A 19,642-nucleotide genomic window follows, 5' to 3' on the forward strand; every position below is an offset into this window, starting at 1 on the left:
ACTTATTGTTTGGTTTTAATGTATTTCCTGTTGCGCAATAATCTGTTGTGCAACATAGCGTGCTTGCGCTAACACGGCGGTGAGTAAATAACCGCCGGTTGGCGCTTCCCAATCGAGCATTTCCCCTATAGCATAACAACCAGGCCTGGTGATGATTTCACTGGTTTTGTTTAAAGATTCAAACCTTAAACCACCCGCGCTACTAATGGCTTCACTGAGCGGTCGTGCTTGGGTGATGGCTAATGGATAGGCTTTTAAACGAGCGGCCACGCGTGCGGGTTCTTTTAAAGCGTTATTATCAAGTTGCTCGCGCAACAGATTCAACCTGAGCGAGTCGATCCCAGCGCGTTTAAAAACGTTCGATAGCGACAGTTTGCCTTGGGGTTTGGCTAGTTTTTGTTCAAGCCTTGAGTGGCTGACATCAGGTAATAAATCCAGCTCCGCGTCTACCTTGCCATCCGCAATCAGGCTATCACGAATCAAGCGTGATGCTTGGTATATTAAACTGCCTTCAACACCCTGTTTCGTGATTAATAACTCGCCTTTTTGTAACCAGGCCTGGTTGTGTTTATCGGTGATTTTTAACGCCACAGATTTTAGCGGTTGTCCCGCGCACTTAGCTTGAAAGATAGCCGACCAGTTGATTTCAAAGCCACCGTTGGCGGCTAAAAAAGGCGCGAGGTGTGATGGTTCAAACGCCTGTGTCCATTCGCCTGTTGAGCCAAGGTGCGGCCAGCTTGCGCCGCCAAGTGCGAGGAGGGTGATATCAGCCTGGCACTGAACAACGGATGAAGGGGTCTGAAAACGCAAGGCACCTGTGTCTGACCAGCCGGTCCAGCGATGACGCATAGCAAACTGAACGCCCTGAGCACGTAAGCGCTTTAGCCAGGCGCGCAGTAGCGGCGCGGCCTTCATGTCTTCAGGATAAACACGCCCTGAACTGCCAACGAAAGTTTGGATTCCAAAGCTTTCGACCCAATCTCGCACGGCTTGAGGTGGAAAGGCGCGAATCCAAGGTTCAATCTCGGTTTGGCGCTCGCCATAAGCACAGATAAATTCATCCAGCGGTTTGCTGTGGGTGATATTGAGACCACCGCGCCCAGCTTGCAAAAATTTACGCCCAACCGAGGGCATTGCATCATACAACGTGACAACCCGACCAGGTTGAGCCGATAAGCGTTCTGCGGCCATGAGTCCACCCGGGCCGCCACCAATAATGGCAATCTGTTTCATTTTTGATTGATCTCGATAATTTTTGACATTATTCGCAATGACAAGCTAACTCAGGTCATTGCGAGGAGCGAAGCGACGCGGCAATCTCTCAAGGGCGCGCACAGTCTGCAAGAGATTGCCACGGCCGTCGGCCTCGCAATGACTGATTTTTTTATCTGGTCGCTGGCGGCAATCCTTAGTAGACTGTGCGGTAAGGTTTGAGTTGTTTATCGGCTAGTCAACGGCATTCCCTAAGTCTAGGCCTTTTAGTTCGCGATAGATGTGGCGTGCATTGCCGGCATAGGTTTGCGCATAGACTTCGCGATGGCTAAACTGCGATTGGTCGATATTTTCGGCATCGCGCAAATCACCGCCGCGATCAATAATCGCCTGCACCTCTTTATGCATCCACTTTAAGTAATCATAGGTGTCACGCTTGACGGTTGCCATGTCGGTTGGCACGCCATGTCCGGGCACAATAATCGTGCCTTTGGGGGTGAAGTCCATCCAGCGCTCAAAGGTTTTTACCCAGGCCTGGGTGTCGGTATAGCTAAACAGCGCTAGCATACGGCTTTCATACGCATTGTCGCCGGGGAAGATAACATTGCGCGATGGAATGTAAACGGTGGTTGAGCCTGGTGTGTGACCCTTGCCAAAGTAAAGCAGTTGAACGGTTTCACCCCCGCCAACATCAATTTCCATCTTGTCATCAAAGGTGGTGTAGTGTTCAGAAATATCATAGGCGGGTGCGGTAAGTTGGTGTCCAACGGCATTTGACCAGCGCTGTTTGATTTCGTTCCAGCTAGCACTAAAGTCGGCATGGGCTTGGCGGTTTGAATAGAAGTTACGCACGCCCATGTCATACCAGTAGCTTGCGCCCAAGTGGGCATGACCTTGGTGGTTTTCAACCGCCACCCATTTAACCGGTTTGTTGGTGTAAAGTTTGATGCGCTCATGCAGCGCTTTTGCCAGTGCGGGGTTGGCACCCCCATTAAATACAAACACGCCATCTTCAAAAATAATAAAACTGAGGTTGTTGTTTAAACCATAGTTACTGGGGTTGTGCCAAATCATGCTGCCTACGACGGTATAGACGCCATTGGTGACCTTGACCTCTTGGGGGATATGGGCGCGAGGGCCTAAATAACCCGCTTGGCGTTCAGCGCGTTCTAATTCGCCAATATAGTGTTGTAGTGCGCGCGCAAGTGGATCTTGGCTAGCTAGTGCAGCACCAGAGCCGAATAACGCGGCACCACCGAGTAAAAATTGTCTTCTTTTCATGGTATCTTCCTTTTATTGTTATTAATATTATTTTAAGTTAGTTGGTTTGGCAGTTGGATCAGCGCAAATAGCTTGCCATCCCGCATCAATCAGTTCCGCTTGGTAGTCGATGATGGATTTGGGCAGTACCCCATCCAGATGCAACTGTATCATTCTTAGCACACTGCCGAATGCCAGCGAGGCGGCAATTAGCAAGTCCATTTGCCGCACTTCACCTTCTCTAATCCCCTGTGCAATCACATCACGCAACAGCATAAAGGGCTTGGATGAGCATAGGCTGGCTGACTCAGGTAAAAAGGTTTGATGGCGTGCCAACAGCATAAAGCTCATCACCGCAGGGTAATCCAAGGTGAATTGAATTAACCAACTCACCAGCGCCTTATAGCGTGAATAACTGCTGACGCAGGGGGCAATCACCTTTGTTTCGCGTTGGTAAACCTCTTCAGTTAAGCGCTGCATTAAGGCTTCAGCAAGACCTTGTTTGTCGCCAAAGTGCTTGTATAGGCTGCCAATGCTGGCCCCTGAATGGGCAACGAGGTCAGGAACGGAGGTGTTGAAATAGCCTTTTTCAACAAACAACACCAGCGCCGAGTTAAGTATCTTAACCTGAAGCTTGGAACCGCCAACATGTTGAAAAAAATCCGCTTGCATTTGCATAATCCGTTACTAGAATGAAAGTTCATTCTATATTTAACCCCTTAACAATAACAAGCTAAATCTCATGCAAAAACTAAGGAAGTGGCCGATTGGCGATTTTGATCAATTGTTAACTTGATAGGTTTATACCCTTCTGCATTCCCACGCACAGCGTGGGAACGAGAAAAGAAGTGTGCATACGTTAGCCCACGTGGGAGCGAGTTAAATTCCAGATATCATTTACATCATTTTGTGCTTTGGGGGATAACTTGATTTTTATTGAGTTGCTTTTTTTGCAGCAACAAAAGCGTTAAAGTCAAACTCTGTAGGCGTCCCAGAGTTTTCACCATCTACTAGTGCTTGGCGTAGTTGAGCCATTTTTAGATGATCTTGGCGTATTAAACTCCTCATGTAATCTGATGCATTAGCATAAAGCCCAGATTGAACGGATTCTTCAACCCAGTTTTTCATCTGATCGGGTAGTGAGATATTCATTGTGGCCATAGTGATTCCTTGTCAAAATGATTTGTGATTAATTAAATGGCAAAGATTGCCAATTGTCAAGCTGTGTTGCTTGATGCAGAGCAATATAAAGCCTGAATAATCGAATTAGGCTTTGTGGGCAGGGCGCGATATAATAGGCGCACTTTTTTATTGAGGGGTAAGGCGGGTGCTTTGTCAGGTTTTTCCACAGGATTATCAACAACAGTTAGATGAGAAGCAGCAGCGTTTAACCGCGCTGGTTCCGCAAGTGGCGGGGTGTTTAGAGGTGTTTGCTTCGCCGCCTACCCATTATCGCCAACGTGCGGAGTTTCGGATTTGGCACACGCCTGAACGTTTGTTTTATGCGATGTTTGATCCGGCTAACCCCAAACAGCCGGTTGAAATTAGCGCCTGCCCGATGGCCTGTGAAGCGATTGATGGTTTAATGCAACCCTTGTTAGCGAAAATTAGCGAAAATGAGATTTTAAAAAACGGTTTATTTGAGATAGATTTTCTCGCTACCTTGAGTGGCGAAATGCTGGTGACACTGATTTACCGTAAAAAGCTGGATGACCCGACCTGGTTGCAAGCAGCGCAAACCCTGCGTGATTGTTTGCCGATTCATCATCTGATTGGTCGAAGTCGTAAACAAAAAATTCTGCTTGATCAGGATTTTGTTGTGGAGAAACTGCAAGCTGACGACCAGGTCTGGTTGTTTCAGCAGGTTGAAAATAGTTTTACCCAGCCGAATGCGCAGATGGCGCAAAACATGCTCAGTTGGGCGCGCGCGCAAAGCCGTCAAATTGTGGCGCAAGCGCCGAGCGATTTGCTGGAGCTTTATTGCGGGAATGGTCATTTTTCAATTGCGTTAGCGGATGTTTTTAATCAGGTCTTGGCGACAGAGATTTCAAAGTCCTCGGTTAAATCCGCGCTGTATAATTTACAAGCGAATCAAATTGAAAATGTCACCGTGGTCAAAATGGCGGCGGAAGAGGTGTCGCTTGCGATGCAAGGCCAAGCCTTTAATCGGATGGCGGACATTGATTTAGCCGCCTATGATTTTCAAACCCTTTTTGTTGACCCACCGCGCTCAGGGCTTGATGACCTAACCCGTGGAATGGCAGCGCAGTATCCGCATATCTTGTATATCTCCTGTAACCCTGAAACCCTTGCGCGTGATTTGAGTGTGTTATTACAAACCCATGAATTACGCGCTGCGGCGCTGTTTGACCAATTTCCCTATAGTCATCACCTTGAATCGGGTGTTTGGCTGACCCGGAAAGCCTTATGATTCTAGCCTGGGCCGGTGCGCTGATTATTGGTGTGACGCTGGGCTTGTTGGGTTCAGGTGGCTCGATTTTAACCGTCCCGGTTTTGGTGTATTTAGTCGGTCAAGACCCCAAAGTGGCGATGGCCGGCTCGTTGATGATTGTGGCATTGATTTCGATTTTTGCCGCGTGGCCCTATGCACGTCAGAAAACCATTGATTGGCGGATGGTCGGCTGGTTTGGCATACCAGGCCTGATCGGGGCGGCGGGCGGTGCTTGGCTGGCGCACTTTATTGATTCAATGGTGCAAATGTTGATTTTTGCCGCGCTGATGTTAAGCGCGGCTTATTTAATGTTTAAGCCGATTGACTTACATGCGCCGCCTAAGGTACGCGCTAACTATAAGATTGTGGCCGATGGTTTGGTGGTCGGTGCCTTGACAGGCCTGGTGGGTGTTGGCGGTGGATTTTTAATTATTCCCGCGCTGATTTTGCTTGGCGGCTTGTCGATGCGCCTCGCGGTGGGCACCAGTTTAGTGATTATTGTATTGAAGTCACTGGTTGGTTTTGTGGTGTATTTAGATGTGCTGGCTGCGCAGGATTTAGCCTTGGATTGGCCGATTATTATCAAGTTTAGTTTGATCGGTATTTTAGGCGGTTGGCTGGGGCATAAAATCAGCCATAAATTCGACCAACAAAAACTGCGCCAATTTTTTGCGCTATTCTTAGTATTAATGAGCCTGTTTATTTTGTATCAAAAACTACCAGGCCTGGTAATGGGGTTGTGATGGACGTTGAAATAAACAAACAAAAACCGGTTAAACCGCCGAAGAAGATTTTGCAGATGGTGGGGCGGGCGATGGCGCAATTTAAGATGTTGCGCGAGGGTGATCGGGTGTTACTTGGCTTGTCAGGCGGTAAGGATTCGCTGGCTTTATTGATGGTGCTTAAGCATTTGCAGCGCCATGCGCCGATTCGTTTTGAGTTGGCGGCCTGTACTATTGACCCGGAAATCCCAGGTTTTGATCCATCGCCGTTAAAAGACTTTGTGGCGAGTTTAGATGTGCCTTATTTTTATGAGTCCGAAGACTTGGTAGCCCTGGCCAATCAATATATGAAAGGCGATTCGTTTTGTAGTTTTTGCTCGCGTCATAAACGTGGCAAGCTTTATACTGTTTGTCGGCGCGAGGGCTATAACGTGTTGGCGTTGGGCCAGCATTTAGATGATCTGGCAGAGAGTTTTATGATGTCGGCCTTTAATGCGGGTCAGTTGCGTACCATGAAAGCCCATTATTTAAACAATGAGGGCGATATTCGGATTATCCGGCCGTTTGTTAGGGTGCGCGAAAACCAAACGCGTGATTTTTCTAAGGCTGCCGCACTGCCGGTGATTCCTGATAACTGTCCGGCTTGTTTTGCCAAGCCGCAGGCACGCCAGCAATTTAAACAGCTGTTGTTAGAGCAGGAAAAAACCAATAAACACCTGTATGCGAATTTATGGACAGCGATGCAACCGCTGATTAGTGATGATAATCATGCGGGCTTAGCAGGCCTGGTTGATGAGGCGTTTGATGAAGAAGAGTAAAAAACAAAAACCCATTCAGGGGGCGTTATTTAAAGCGATCATTCGGTTTTTTTCTTGGTTTCCGTTAAGGTGGAATCACCGTTTAGGGGCGATGATCGGCTGGCTTTTGTGGCGTATTCCCAATCGTGCTAGAAAAATCACGGCCAAAAATATGGCGATTGCCTTTGCGGATTATTCGCCAGAACAGCAGCAGGCACTCGTTAAAAAAGCGCTGATTGAAACCGGTAAAACCTTTACTGAGCTGGGGCCGTTATGGATCTGGTCTCAAGCGCGGTTATTGCCGTTGGTAAAACGGATTGAAGGCGAAGATCCTATCAAGCAGGCTTTCGAGCAAGGCAAGGGCGTGATCGTTTTATCACCCCATATTGGCGCTTGGGAAATGATGGGATGGTATTGGTCGGTGCATTACCAAATAACCAGCTTATATCGACCACCGCGTATCGGTTCGATTGAGGGGTTTATGCGTCATGTTCGTGAGCGCGCGGGCGCGAATTTAGTGCCAACGGATTTAACCGGAGTGAAAGCGCTGCGTCGTGCATTAAAAGCCAATCAGATGATCGGCATTTTACCCGATCAAGACCCTGGCAAAAGCGGTGGGGTGATTGCGCCGTTTTTTGGCCATCCTGCGAACACGATGGTACTGGTGTCTAAATTGGCGGCCAAAGCCGATTGCCCGATTTTCTTTACCTATGCCGAGCGGCTGCCAAGGGGGGAGGGTTATGTATTACACATTAAACCAGCTGACCCTGCGCTGGCGAGCTTGGATGAGTTTGAGGCGGCAAGCGCGTTAAATCAAGGGGTTGAGGGCTGTGTGCGTCATTTGCCTAGCCAATATCAGTGGTCTTATAACCGTTTTAAACATCTTAAACAGCACGGAAGTTAATAAGTCAGATAAGTAAATTTTTGTGTAGAATGATAAATTTTATCGATTAAAGCACTAAAACCTTTGTTAGTTTCGGTTAAGATAATCATATTATTGGGAGAAGGTGTATGCGCGTTTTAGCGGTGGATGATAGCGTTTCAATTAGAGAGTTGGTGCGTTTAGTATTACAAGCGACCGAAGGCGTTTCCTTGGTTGAAACCGCTGATTCAGTTGATCAAGCCTTGTCGATTATCCAGTCGCAACCTTTTGACTTGTTCATTATCGACTGGTATATGCAGCCTAAGTCTGGAGCTATCTTATTAAAAGAGATCAAGGCGCAAACTCAATTTAATCACATTCCTGTTATCGTGCTATCAGCGGATCAGGACCCACAGGCCAAGGCCTTGGCAAAGCGCTTAGGGGCCATTGGCTGGATGACCAAGCCATTCAACCCCAAGCGCTTGCAAGAGCTGGTGCTGTCATACAAAGTGGGCTGATTAAGCGAAAACTCAAGCCCAGCTACGCAGACATGAAGTTAAAAAACCTGTCATTGCGAGGAGCACAGCGACGCGGCAATCTCTCAGTGCGTGTGCAATCTGCATCGATTGCGACGGCTTTCAACCTCGCAGTGCTCGTTGTGCTAACCTGAAGGGATTAATGCGCCTGATCCCAATTATCTCCCTCACCGATTTCAACAATTAACGGCACATTCAGCGTCATCGCGCTTTCCATTAGGCGCTTAATTTCCGGCTTGACCTGTTCAAGTAGTTCGGTTTTAACTTCAAAAACCAATTCATCGTGTACCTGCATCAGCATCCGAATATCCAAACCACTTTGGTCAATCCACTGATCTAAGGTTATCATCGCTTTTTTAATAATATCGGCGGCGGTACCCTGCATCGGGGCGTTAATGGCGGTGCGTTCAGCGTGCTGCTTGCGTGGACCACGCGCTCTGATATCCGGCAGATAAAAGCGTCGTCCAGCAAGGGTTTCCACATAACCATAATACTCGGCATCGGCTTTGGTGGTGTTCATATAGGTTTTGACCCCGGGATAGCGGTCAAAATAACGGTCAATATAGGCTTGTGCCAAGCCGCGATCTATCCCCAACTGGTTAGCCAAGCCAAACGCCGACATGCCATAAATTAAACCAAAGTTGACCGCCTTGGCGCTACGGCGCTGTTCAATGGTGACCTCGGCCAGCGGCATATCAAAGATTTCTGCCGCCGTAGCTTGGTGAATATCCTTGCCTTGCGCAAACGCCTCTACCAGGCCGGCATCTTGGCTTAAATGCGCCATAATGCGCAACTCGATTTGTGAATAGTCAGCGGCGAGCAATTGATAACCTGGCCTGGCGATAAACGCTTGGCGAATGCGCCGCCCTTCGGCGGTGCGAATCGGAATATTTTGTAGGTTGGGCTCAGTAGACGATAAACGCCCAGTTGAAGCCACGGCCTGCTGATAAGAGGTGTGAACCCGTCCCGTTGTGGCGTCGATTTGCTTGGGAAGCGCATCGGTGTAAGTCGATTTAAGCTTGGCTAAACTGCGGTGCTGGGTAATGACTTTGGGCAGCTCGTGACCTTGCTCCGCGAGTTCAGCGAGCACGGGTTCAGCGGTCGAGGGCACGCCTTTCGGGGTTTTTTTAATCACGGGCAAACCCTGCTGCTCAAACAGGATTTCTTGCAATTGTTTGGGTGAGCTAAGGTTAAATTCTTGGCCGGCTAGGCGGTAGGCTTCTTCTTCGAGGGCGGCAATTTTATCAGCCAACTCAGCGCTTTGGATTTTTAATAAATCCTTATCCACCAGCATACCATGACGCTCCATCTTGGCTAAAACAGGTAACAGCGGTATCTCAATCTCGTTCAAGACTTCAACCAGGTCGGGTTGTTGGGTTAATTGCGGATAAAGCGTTTGATGCAGTTGCAGCGTAATATCCGCATCTTCGGCGGCGTAGGGCGCGGCCTGCTCCAATGCAATTTGGTTAAAGGTTTTTTGTGCTTTGCCCTTGCCGGCAATCTCCTCAAACTTAATCGTGCTTTTGTTGAGGTAGTGCTGCGCAAGGTCGTCCATATTGTGACGGCTGGCGACCGAATTCAGCACATAGGATTCAAGCATGGTGTCAAACACGATACCATTTAAACGAATCCCTTGGTTGGCAAAAATATGCCAGTCATATTTAATGTTCTGGCCAATTTTTTGGGGTCGATCCGATTCTAACAGGGGTTGGAGTGCCGCCAGGGTGGCATCAAAATCGAGTTGGCTCGGTGCGTCTTCATAATCATGGCGCAGGGGCAAATAGGCGGCTTCAATTTTACCCCCTTGCTCAAGCGCAAAGCTAAGACCAACTAATTGTGCTTGCATCGAATCCAGAGAAGTGGTTTCGGTGTCGATAGCAAAGTGCTCAGCCTGAGTGAGTTTTTTGAGCCACAAATCAAAATCGGCTTGGGTTAAAATCGTTTGGTAGTCAGCGGACTCTAATGTTTTTGTAACTAGGGCTGGTTGTGTGTCAGCGGTTTTTTCACGGTTTGAGGGCAGGCTTTTAGCACCAGGCCTGGCATGGTGACTTACCTGTTTACTAAAAGGCAATTGACCTTCTTCAAGCTGTTTGAGCCAGTTTTTAAACTCATACTCGCTAAACAAGCGGCTAAGTGCGTCGATATCGGCCTCACGGCGCGCTAAATCCGGCAGATTAATCGGCAAGTCGCAATCCGTTCGAATCGTGGTCAGCTGACGCGACAGCGCCAAATGCGGGATATGTTCGCGTAGGGTTTCGCCAATCTTTCCTTTGATTTCATCGGCATGCGCGACCAGATTGTCCATCGTGTCATAAGCGCTCAGCCATTTCACCGCCGTTTTTGGGCCACATTTAGGAATGCCGGGGATATTGTCCGAGGTATCGCCCATCAGCGCCAAATAGTCGATGATTTGATCTGGGCGAATACCAAACTTTTCCACCACCTTGTCGGGTGTCATTAGGGTATTGTTCATGGTGTTAATCAGCGTGATATGCGCATTCACCAGTTGCGCCATGTCCTTGTCGCCAGTGGAAATCAGCGCATCGCGTTGCGCTTGCGTCGCTTGCACCGCCAGCGTGCCAATCACATCATCGGCTTCCACCCCCTCAATCACCAATAAGGGTAAGCCAAGTGCCTTAACAATCTGGTGAATCGGCTCAATTTGAACCCGTAACTCATCCGGCATCGGCGGGCGATGGGCTTTGTATTCAGGAAAAAGCTCATTGCGAAAGGTCTTACCCTTGGCATCAAATACTACCGCCATGTGCTCTGGCTGATAAGTTTCCAGTAGCTTGCCAATCATATTGGTCACGCCATAAATCGCCCCCGTTGGATGCCCAGCGGCATTCGTCAGCGGCGGCATCGCATGAAATGCACGAAATAAATAGGACGAACCATCAACCAAAATAATCGGAGCAGTAGACGTTTGAGACATGTGAAACCTTAGGATCTAATGAGAGTAACGTGATTTTAGACGAAAACACGGATTGGAATAAAGCTAAATATCCGGGTTAGAGACTATAGAGAAGTTATTGCCAGAGTCCGCAAGCTCAGATGCTTGCCGTTCGAAGCCGGAGCGGATGAATTGTTTTTTTCCGATGATTTATGATTTACCTTCGAAAAAAGAATCAGATGCGCCCCTGCTGGATTCGTCGGAAAAAGTGCAGTACTCTTCTGTGGAGTAGTTTGTTCTGATTGTTCGGTTGCTGAAAGTCAGTTTTCTTCATTTGGCAGGGTTAGTGCTTGTTCGTTTAAACAAATCGGGCTTTAGGACGGTATTTTTGCTATCATAGGCGCCATTTTCAATCGTTTTTTTGTGGGTATAAATGAAAGAGCAGGTTAAACAAATTCATTTTGTGGGGATCGGTGGTGTTGGTATGGCCGGCATTGCTGAGGTGTGTTTGAATCTGGGGTTTGATGTGTCTGGCTCGGATATGAAACTCAATGCCAATATTCATCGTTTGCAAGCACAAGGTGCGCGCGTGCAGTTTGATCATCAACCTGAGTTAATGCAGGCGGCGGATGTGCTTGTGATATCTAGCGCAATTAAGGCCGATAACCCTGAGGTGGTTTGGGCGAAGTCGCAGCGTATTCCGGTGATTCCGCGTGCGGAAATGTTGGCGGAGTTGATGCGGATGCGCTTTGGTATTGCGGTCGCGGGCACGCATGGCAAAACCACCACGACGAGCCTTACGGCGGCGATTTTAACCCAAGGTGGGCTTGATCCTACGTTTGTGATTGGCGGCAAATTGAACCAGGTTGGGGCGAATGCCCGTTTGGGCTCTAGTAAGTATTTGGTGGCCGAAGCGGATGAATCGGATGCGTCGTTTTTACATTTGACGCCGATGATGTCGATTGTGACCAATATTGATATGGATCACATGGAAACCTATCAGGGCGATTTTTCTCGCTTAATTAAAACTTATATTGAGTTTATTAACCGTTTACCTTTTTATGGGTTGGCGGTGATGTGTTTGGATGATCCGTATATTAAGCAGATTTTGCCGGATTTGGCGCGAAAAACCCGCACCTATGGTTTTGATGAGCAGGCTGATGTGCGCGCGATTGAGGTTGTGCCTTGTGGTTTGCAAACGCGTTTTACGGTGGTGACCCAGGATCAGCCGCCTTTTGATGTGTTACTGAACTTGCCTGGGCGGCATAATGTGCAGAATGCCTTAGCGGCGATTGCAGTGGCGTTGGAGGTGGGTGTAAAAATCGAAGCTATTGGACAGGCGTTACGTGAGTTTGCCGGTGTTGGGCGGCGGTTTGAGGTGTATGCGAATCGTGTGATTGGCGGACGTCAGGTTACACTGGTGGATGATTATGGACATCATCCAACGGAGCTGGTCGCAACACTTGAAACCGCGCGGAATGCGTTTGAGGGGCAGCGTGTGGTGTTGGTGTTCCAGCCGCATCGTTATAGCCGAACGCGTGACTTGTTTGAAGATTTTGTGCATGCTTTGTTAAAAGCGGATTTGGTCATCTTGGCGCAGGTATACCCTGCAGGCGAAACGCCTTTGCCGAATTTTGATTCTAAAGCCTTGATTCAAGCGATGCGCTTACGCGGTGAGCAAAATCTGGTGTTGGTGGATGATTTTGCTGAATTGGATGGTCTGGCGGCGGATCTGTTGCAAGACGATGATTTGGTATTGATGATGGGTGCGGGCGATATTGGTGCTTGGGCCAAAGCTTGGCAGGAACGGGAGCGCTAAACATGGCGGATTTTGGGCGTGTGGCGGTGTTGATGGGCGGTGTGGCGGCGGAGCGCGAGGTGTCGTTGCGCAGTGGTCAGGCGGTGTTAAAGGGTTTGCTGGCGGCGGGTGTTGATGCGCAGGCGTTTGATGTCACCTGTTTGACGCAGTTGGTTGAGATAGCGCAGCAGGTTGATCGTGCCTTTATTGCGTTACATGGTCGTTGGGGTGAGGATGGTCAGGTGCAGGCGATTTTGCAATCGTTGGGTTTGCCCTTTACCGGTAGCGCGATGGCGGCTTCAGCTTTGGCAATGGATAAGTTGCGCACCAAGTGGGTGTGGCGCGGCGCAGGCCTGGCAACACCGGGGTTTGTGTATGTGTCCAAAACCCAGCCGCTGGCGCTGGATGCGTTGACGCTGAGTTTTCCGCTGATGGTGAAGCCAAGCCATGAAGGTTCAAGCATTGGTATGCGCAAGGTTTATGATTCGCAGGAATTGGTTGAGGCGGTGAGTGCGGCTCAAGCCTATGATGCGGAGGTGTTGATTGAGGAGTTTATTGAAGGGCGCGAGTTTACGGTAGCGCTCTTGAAGGGTCAGGTGTTGCCGATGATTGAGCTCAAGACCACGCATGATTTTTATGATTTTGATGCGAAGTATCAAGCGAATGACACCCAGTATATTTGTCCGTGCGATTTGGATGCATCGATTCAGCGGCAGATTAGTCAGTTGGTGCTACAGGGGTTTGATGTGCTCGGTGCACAAGGCTGGGGGCGGATGGATGTCATGCTTGATAAGCATAACCAGGCCTGGTTGATTGAGTTGAACACGGTACCGGGGATGACGGAGAAAAGTTTAGTGCCTAAGGCCGCTAAGCAGGCAGGCTTTCGTTTTGAACAGTTGGTTGTTGAAATTTTGCGTAGTTCGCAGGTTGTTCAGTGAGGTGGGTCTGCCATGTTCACTAAACTCAGTTGGTTGTTGGGTTTTGCGCTGGCGGTAAGTTTGATCTTTTATGGTTATTTACAGGCTAAAAGCACAACGCCCGAGGTGTTATCCTACTCCATCGAGAACCCATTGCAGCATGTGAGTTTGGATGAGGTGGATGATGCGCTCTATCCGTTTTTAGTTCAGGGATTCTGGAAGGTGGACTTGCTGCGCTTGCAAACGGCCTTGGAGCAGGTTGCTTGGATTCACCGTGTCGAGGTGCAGCGAAGCTGGCCGTCAAATTTAAAAATAAAGATTCAGGAATACCAGCCGATTGCTAGATGGGGCGAGTCAAGTTTGGTGACAGCGGATGCGGTGGTATTTACGCCGATTGATTTAGCTGGCTTTGAACAGTTGATACAGTTGGATGGTGATTTACTGCAGGTGGAAGGCATTTTGCAGTTGCTTGATCAACTTCCCGAGCAGCTCGAACCCTTGGGCTGGTCGTTGGTGGATTTGCGCCAGCATATAGATGGTGTGTTGAGTGTGGAGTTGGATAACGGATTGGTTTTAAGGGTTGATCAGGCAAATTGGTCAACAAAAGTAAGGCGCTTTGTGCGCGCTTATCCCTTGTTAGCCGAAAAGCTGGTAGAATCCGCACAAGGCTATGATTTACGGAATACGAATGGGTTTGCAATTATCATGCCCAAAAACAGTGATCTAGTGACGAATTAACGCTCAAAAGAGAAGGTTATGGCGCGTAAAAGAAATACAACAAACATGGTGGTCGGTTTAGATATCGGAACGTCGAAAATTGCGGCAATTGTCGGCAAAATTAAACCTAATGGTGATATTGAGGTTTTAGGGATGGGGACTTATCCGTCTCGCGGCCTTAAGAAAGGTGTGGTGGTGAATATTGACTCAACCGTTGAGTCAATCCAGCGGGCGATTGATGAAGCCGAACGCATGTCAGGTTATCAAGCACAGTCTGTTTATGTCGGTATTGCTGGAAGTCATATTAAAAGTTTTAACTCCAATGGTATGGTCGCGATTCGCAACCAAGAGGTGACTGAAGAGGATATTCAGCGAGTGATTGATGCGGCACGCACTCAAGCGATTCCGGGTGATCAAAAAGTGCTGCATATCTTGCCGCAGGAGTACATGATTGACAACCAAGGCGGCATTCGCGAGCCGATTGGTATGTCAGGGGTGCGTTTAGAGGCTAAGGTGCATATGGTGACCGGCTCATTAAGTGCCGCGCAGAATATTACAAAGTGCGTACAGCGCTGTGGTTTAAAAGTCGAGGATATTATTCTTGAGCAGCTGGCCTCTAGTGAATCCGTCCTGTCCGAAGATGAAAAGGAACTGGGTGTTTGTTTGGTGGATATTGGTGGCGGTACCACCGATATTGCGGTCTTCTATCAGGGGGCGATTCGGCATACCTCGGTGATTGCGGTGGCAGGCGACCAGGTAACGAACGATATCGCTGTGGCGCTCCGCACCCCCACCCAGGCGGCCGAAGATATCAAACGCAGGTATGCCTGTGCCTTGCCTCAGCTCATTGCACAGGATGAGGAAATTGAGGTGCCGAGTGTGGGGGATCGCCCTGCGCGTTGTTTATCTCGCCGTACCTTGGTGGAGGTTGTTGAACCGCGTTATGAAGAGCTATTTCAACTCATCCAGGCGGAATTAAGACGCTCTGGGTTTGAGGAGATGATTGCGGCAGGCGTGGTTTTAACCGGTGGCAGTTCACTGGTTGAAGGTGCGGTGGAGTTAGCTGAGGAGGTGTTTAATATGCCGGTACGCTTGGGTATTCCACATGAGGTCACCGGGTTGAAAGAAGAGGTCATTAGCCCGGCCTATGCCACAACCGTCGGTTTATTGATGTATGCGCGGGATAATGGTTATTATCAAGTGGATCACCAGCCTGAACAGCCGTTAACCAATAAAGTGAATTTGTTAAACCGCATGAAAGACTGGTTTAATAAGAGTTTTTAATATTTGAAGAGAAAGATAGAGCGTGAAGCAAAGAACCCTAGCGAACCCGATTAAAGCCAAAGGTGTTGGCCTACATACAGGTCATCAAGCCTTGATGACCCTTCGCCCTGCGCCTGTCGATACAGGTATTGTTTTTCGGCGGATTGATCTTGACCCGGTTGCCGAGTTTAAGGTGTCAGCGGATATTGTGGGCGAAACCATGTTATGTACCACGATTCAGAGTGGTGAGGCAAAAATTGCAACCATTGAGCATTTAATGTCGGCGCTGGCGGGTGTGGGGATGGATAATCTGTATATCGACTTGGACTCGGATGAAGTGCCGATTATGGATGGCAGTGCGTCACATTTTATTTTTCTAATTCAGTCAGCCGGTATTCAGTATCAAGAGGCACCCAAAAAGTATCTGCGGATTAAAAAAACCGTTCGTGTTGAAAACGAATTAGGGGGGTGGGCCGAGTTTCATCCCTATGAGGGTTATCGTTTAAATTTTTCGATTAAGTTTAGCCACCCTGCGTTTAAGCAAACCGCTGAGAGCATGACGCTGGATTTTTCGTCCACCTCTTATTTTAAAGAAGTCAGCCGCGCCCGTACTTTTGGTTTTATGAGTGACATGGACATGTTGCGTTCGCGTAAATTGGCCTTAGGGGCGAGCTTGAATAACGCGATAGGTTTGGATGACTCGGGTGTGATGAATAAAGAAGGGCTGCGTAACAAAGATGAGTTTGTGCGCCACAAGATTTTAGATGCCGTGGGCGATTTGTTTATGTCGGGTTACACTATTCTGGGCGAGTTTACCGCTCACAAATCAGGTCACGCGTTGAATAACCAGTTACTGCGTGAATTATTTAATCAGCCGGATGCTTATGAAGTCGTTACGCTTGATCCCGATCAAACGCCGCCCATCGACTTTAGCAGTAGTAAAGTACTAATCTGAATGATCAAGTGCGCGCCGGCTGAGTTTGGTGAGTGCTTGTGCGAGTTTGTCGGGAAGGTGTTTACTCATCGCTTGCATTTCTTGCGCGCTCTGTAAATCGGGTCGATTGGCTTTTTTCTTGATTTTTTGTTGCTGCTCTTCAAAATCTAACAGCAGTTTAAACTTGACTTGATTGAGATGAAGGTGAGGTAAGTTTTGTTGAAAACAGCCGAGTAGGTTTTGTTCAAAGAACCGCAGTTTACTTGCCCAGGCCTGGTTGTTCACCAAGCAAATTAACGTTTGTTTATCAATACTCACACCCACTAGATGTTGCGCAAGCGGAGGCGGCAATTGCGCTAAAGCTAAATCATGTAAGGCTTGGTAAAGCTCGGCCTGCTGGAAAAGTTTGCCCAGGCCTGGTTGTGCAAGGCTATGTTTCATCATTTGTAGAAGTCGAATCTCGTTTTACTGTGATAGAATAAGCCCAATTTTAACTCAGAAATCCGTTGGATATTGAAAACCTATGTTTAAAACTCTCATTCAAAAAGTGTTTGGTAGCCGCAATCAGCGCATCCTAAAACAATACCATAAACGCATCCCGGCCATTAATAGCTTCGAGTCCAGTTTTGAAGCACTCACCGATGAGCAACTTAAAGCGAAAACCGATGAATTTAAGCAAGCGCTAGCCGCTGGAAAAAAGCTCGATGATATTCTGCCAGAAGCCTTTGCGGTGGTGCGTGAAGCCAGTAAGCGTGTCTTTGGCATGCGCCATTATGATGTGCAGATGATTGGTGGCATGGCGCTAAACGATGGCCGTATTGCTGAAATGCGTACCGGTGAGGGTAAAACCCTTGTGGCGACCTTGGGCGCTTATCTGAATGCGCTGACAGGAAATGGGGTGCATGTCATTACGGTTAACGATTATCTAGCCAAGCGTGATGCCGAGTGGATGGGCAAGTTGTATGGCTTTTTGGGCTTGACGACAGGCGTGATTGTCAGCGGCCAAAGCCATCAAGAAAAACAGTTGGCGTATGCAATGGATATTACTTACGGCACCAACAATGAATTTGGCTTTGATTATCTGCGCGATAATATGGCGATTTACAAAGAAGAAAAAGTCATGCGCGGTCAAGCCTTTGCGATTATTGATGAGGTGGACTCGATCTTGATTGATGAGGCCCGCACGCCGTTAATTATCTCCGGCCCGAATGAAAGCAAAGCGGAAATCTATCAAAAAATAAACCCGATGATTGCGCATTTGGAGCGCGGTGAAGAAGATACAACCGAAAAAACCACCACGGGTGATTACACGGTGGATGAAAAAGCGCGTCAGACCTATTTAACCGAAGAGGGGCATGAGAAAGTTGAAAACATGCTCACTGAAGCGGGCTTGTTAAACGAGGGTGAAAGCCTTTACGATGCGACAAATATTGGTTTGATGATTCACGTTAACGCCGCTTTGCGTGCGAATGTGCTGTTCGAGAAAAACCGCGACTATATCGTTGAAAATGGCGAAGTCGTGATTATCGATGAGCATACCGGCCGTAAGATGCAAGGTCGTCGGTGGGGCGAAGGTTTACATCAGGCGGTTGAGGCGAAAGAAGGTGTGAATATTCAGCACGAAAGCCAAACCTTTGCGTCGATCACCTTCCAAAACTATTTCCGCCAGTACGGCAAGCTATCGGGTATGACCGGTACCGCTGACACCGAAGCCGGTGAATTTATATCGACCTATGGCTTGGAAGTGGTGGTGATTCCACCCAATAAAGTGCCAGCGCGTCAGGATTTAACCGATTTGGTATTCTTGGACTTACAAAGTAAGTTCAATGCAATCGTTGAAGACGTTAAGCAGACGCACGCAACCGGTCAGCCTATTTTGATTGGTACCGCATCGATTGAGATGTCGGAGTTGTTGTCGAATGCATTTACGCAGGGTAAGGTGACCCACGAAGTATTGAACGCTAAACAACACGAGCGTGAAGCCCATATCATTGCCAACGCCGGTATGCCAGGCGCGGTTACGATTGCGACTAACATGGCGGGGCGCGGTACGGATATTGTATTGGGCGGTAATCTTGAAGCTCAAATCGAAGAACTGGGTGAGAATCCAACAGCTGAACAGGTTGAGAAGGTGAAGGCTGATTGGCAAATTCGCCATGACAAGGTATTGGCGTTGGGCGGTCTAAAAGTAATTGGCTCTGAGCGCCATGAGTCGCGTCGTATCGACAATCAGTTGCGTGGTCGTTCCGGTCGTCAAGGTGATCCGGGTATGACGCGTTTTTACCTGTCGTTGGACGACAATTTGATGCGCCGTTTTGCGTCTGAGAAAGTCAAAAACATGATGCGCCGTTTAGGTATGGAAGAAGGCGAAGCGATTGAGCACCCCATGGTCAGCAAGTCGATTGAACGTGCGCAGAAACAAGTAGAACGTTTACATCAAGATGAGCGCGCGAACCTGTTGAAGTTTGATGACATTGCCAACGAGCAGCGTAAAGTGGTGTATCAGCAGCGTAATGAGTTGATGGAAAGTGAAGAAGTGCGTGAAACCATTGAGTTGATGCGTGAAGACGTGGTCAATAGCGTGATTGACAACTATATTATGCCGGGCAGTTTGGACGAGCAATGGCGTATTCCTGAATTGGAAACCGCGTTGCATGAAGAGTTTGGCGTCGAATTGCCGATTCAGCAATGGTTGGAACAAGACAAGTCCTTGTATGAAGAAACCCTGCGCGCGAAGATTTTGCAGGCGGTGATTGATCATTACAATGAAAAAATGAAGGTAGTGGACGAAAAAACCCTCGGACATTTTGAAAAAGAAGTGTTATTGCGTAATATCGATAAGCTTTGGCGTGAGCATTTGGCGGAGATGGATTATCTGCGACGTGGTATACATTTGCGCGGCTTTGCGCAGAAAGACCCTTTTCAAGAATATCGTCGCGAGTCGGCGTTATTGTTCCAAGGCTTTTTGGGCGAAGTGAAGCGCGAAACCGTGAAAATGCTATCCTTAGTGCAGTTACATAGTCAGCAGGATGTAGCGGCGTTTGAGGAACAGCAGAAGCAAGAGGCTCAGCTGGAGCTTCAAGCGATCCATCCTGATGCGGATAAGCCTGCGGCTGAAGAGGGCTCTAGCAGCCAGGCTGATGAGGATTTAAAAGCACAAACCTTCCGTCGTGACGTGCCAAAAGTAGGGCGCAATGATCCTTGTCCTTGTGGCTCAGGTAAAAAGTATAAACAGTGTTGTGGTAAATTAAATTAATCCATTCAGACCTTTGCTTGCAA

The 19,642-nt window shown here is 48.3% G+C and carries 17 protein-coding genes; 11 read left to right on the forward strand and 6 right to left on the reverse strand.

What is annotated here, in order from left to right:
- Positions 1-15 precede the first annotated feature (15 nt).
- From NA59_RS01205 to NA59_RS01220, 4 genes are all read right to left on the reverse strand, one after another.
- Positions 16-1,233 (reverse strand): TIGR03862 family flavoprotein, encoded by a 1,218-nt coding sequence (locus tag NA59_RS01205; protein ID WP_044406740.1) that lies wholly within the window; start codon positions 1,231-1,233, stop codon positions 16-18.
- Positions 1,234-1,446: 213 nt separating this feature from the next.
- Positions 1,447-2,493, reverse strand: a complete 1,047-nt coding sequence (locus tag NA59_RS01210) for an MBL fold metallo-hydrolase (RefSeq protein WP_044406743.1) — start codon at positions 2,491-2,493, stop codon at positions 1,447-1,449.
- Between the two features lie 27 nt (positions 2,494-2,520).
- Positions 2,521-3,144: a TetR/AcrR family transcriptional regulator gene (locus NA59_RS01215; protein ID WP_044406746.1), complete on the reverse strand. Its 624-nt coding sequence runs from the start codon at positions 3,142-3,144 to the stop codon at positions 2,521-2,523.
- Between the two features lie 261 nt (positions 3,145-3,405).
- Positions 3,406-3,633, reverse strand: coding sequence for a type II toxin-antitoxin system ParD family antitoxin (locus NA59_RS01220; protein ID WP_044406749.1), 228 nt, complete (start codon positions 3,631-3,633; stop codon positions 3,406-3,408).
- 166 nt (positions 3,634-3,799) lie between these two features.
- Between NA59_RS01220 and trmA the strand changes: the two genes are divergently transcribed.
- From trmA to NA59_RS01245, 5 genes are all read left to right on the forward strand, one after another.
- On the forward strand, positions 3,800-4,903 hold the full coding sequence (gene trmA, locus NA59_RS01225) for a tRNA (uridine(54)-C5)-methyltransferase TrmA (protein WP_044406753.1): 1,104 nt from the start codon (positions 3,800-3,802) through the stop codon (positions 4,901-4,903).
- Positions 4,900-5,667 carry a sulfite exporter TauE/SafE family protein gene (locus tag NA59_RS01230; RefSeq protein ID WP_044406756.1) on the forward strand — a complete coding sequence of 256 codons (768 nt, stop codon included), beginning with the start codon at positions 4,900-4,902 and terminating at the stop codon, positions 5,665-5,667. Before trmA ends, NA59_RS01230 begins: the two co-directional genes overlap by 4 nt.
- On the forward strand, positions 5,667-6,464 hold the full coding sequence (locus NA59_RS01235; RefSeq protein WP_044406759.1) for a tRNA 2-thiocytidine biosynthesis TtcA family protein: 798 nt from the start codon (positions 5,667-5,669) through the stop codon (positions 6,462-6,464). Before NA59_RS01230 ends, NA59_RS01235 begins: the two co-directional genes overlap by 1 nt.
- On the forward strand, positions 6,451-7,347 hold the full coding sequence (locus NA59_RS01240; protein WP_044406762.1) for a lysophospholipid acyltransferase family protein: 897 nt from the start codon (positions 6,451-6,453) through the stop codon (positions 7,345-7,347). The genes NA59_RS01235 and NA59_RS01240 overlap by 14 nt, the downstream gene beginning before the upstream one ends.
- A gap of 107 nt (positions 7,348-7,454) precedes the next feature.
- Positions 7,455-7,823 (forward strand): response regulator, encoded by a 369-nt coding sequence (locus NA59_RS01245; RefSeq protein WP_044406765.1) that lies wholly within the window; start codon positions 7,455-7,457, stop codon positions 7,821-7,823.
- A gap of 157 nt (positions 7,824-7,980) precedes the next feature.
- Here NA59_RS01245 and polA read toward each other — a convergent pair whose 3' ends face one another.
- Positions 7,981-10,776, reverse strand: coding sequence for a DNA polymerase I (gene polA, locus NA59_RS01250; RefSeq protein WP_044406768.1), 2,796 nt, complete (start codon positions 10,774-10,776; stop codon positions 7,981-7,983).
- Between the two features lie 391 nt (positions 10,777-11,167).
- On the opposite strand from polA, the gene murC reads away from it, so the two are divergent.
- The 5 genes from murC to lpxC are packed head-to-tail and all read left to right on the forward strand — an operon-like array spanning position 11,168 to position 16,384.
- Positions 11,168-12,553, forward strand: a complete 1,386-nt coding sequence (gene murC / locus NA59_RS01255; protein ID WP_044406770.1) for a UDP-N-acetylmuramate--L-alanine ligase — start codon at positions 11,168-11,170, stop codon at positions 12,551-12,553.
- Between the two features lie 2 nt (positions 12,554-12,555).
- Positions 12,556-13,470, forward strand: a complete 915-nt coding sequence (locus tag NA59_RS01260; RefSeq protein WP_044406774.1) for a D-alanine--D-alanine ligase — start codon at positions 12,556-12,558, stop codon at positions 13,468-13,470.
- Positions 13,471-13,482: 12 nt separating this feature from the next.
- Positions 13,483-14,187 (forward strand): cell division protein FtsQ/DivIB, encoded by a 705-nt coding sequence (locus tag NA59_RS01265; protein ID WP_052501370.1) that lies wholly within the window; start codon positions 13,483-13,485, stop codon positions 14,185-14,187.
- Between the two features lie 18 nt (positions 14,188-14,205).
- Positions 14,206-15,450 (forward strand): cell division protein FtsA, encoded by a 1,245-nt coding sequence (gene ftsA, locus NA59_RS01270; RefSeq protein WP_044406777.1) that lies wholly within the window; start codon positions 14,206-14,208, stop codon positions 15,448-15,450.
- Between the two features lie 22 nt (positions 15,451-15,472).
- Complete coding sequence (lpxC, locus tag NA59_RS01275; RefSeq protein ID WP_044406781.1) at positions 15,473-16,384, forward strand: UDP-3-O-acyl-N-acetylglucosamine deacetylase; 912 nt, start codon at positions 15,473-15,475, stop codon at positions 16,382-16,384.
- Here lpxC and NA59_RS01280 read toward each other — a convergent pair.
- Positions 16,376-16,807, reverse strand: coding sequence for a DciA family protein (locus tag NA59_RS01280; protein ID WP_083944830.1), 432 nt, complete (start codon positions 16,805-16,807; stop codon positions 16,376-16,378). The two genes, lpxC and NA59_RS01280, sit on opposite strands and share 9 nt — an antisense overlap.
- 79 nt (positions 16,808-16,886) lie before the next feature.
- On the opposite strand from NA59_RS01280, the gene secA reads away from it, so the two are divergent.
- Positions 16,887-19,619: a preprotein translocase subunit SecA gene (gene secA, locus NA59_RS01285; protein ID WP_044406787.1), complete on the forward strand. Its 2,733-nt coding sequence runs from the start codon at positions 16,887-16,889 to the stop codon at positions 19,617-19,619.
- Positions 19,620-19,642 lie beyond the last annotated feature (23 nt).

The organism is Thiomicrospira microaerophila (assembly GCF_000934765.1).
Taxonomy (GTDB): Bacteria; Pseudomonadota; Gammaproteobacteria; order Thiomicrospirales; family Thiomicrospiraceae; genus Thiomicrospira; species Thiomicrospira microaerophila.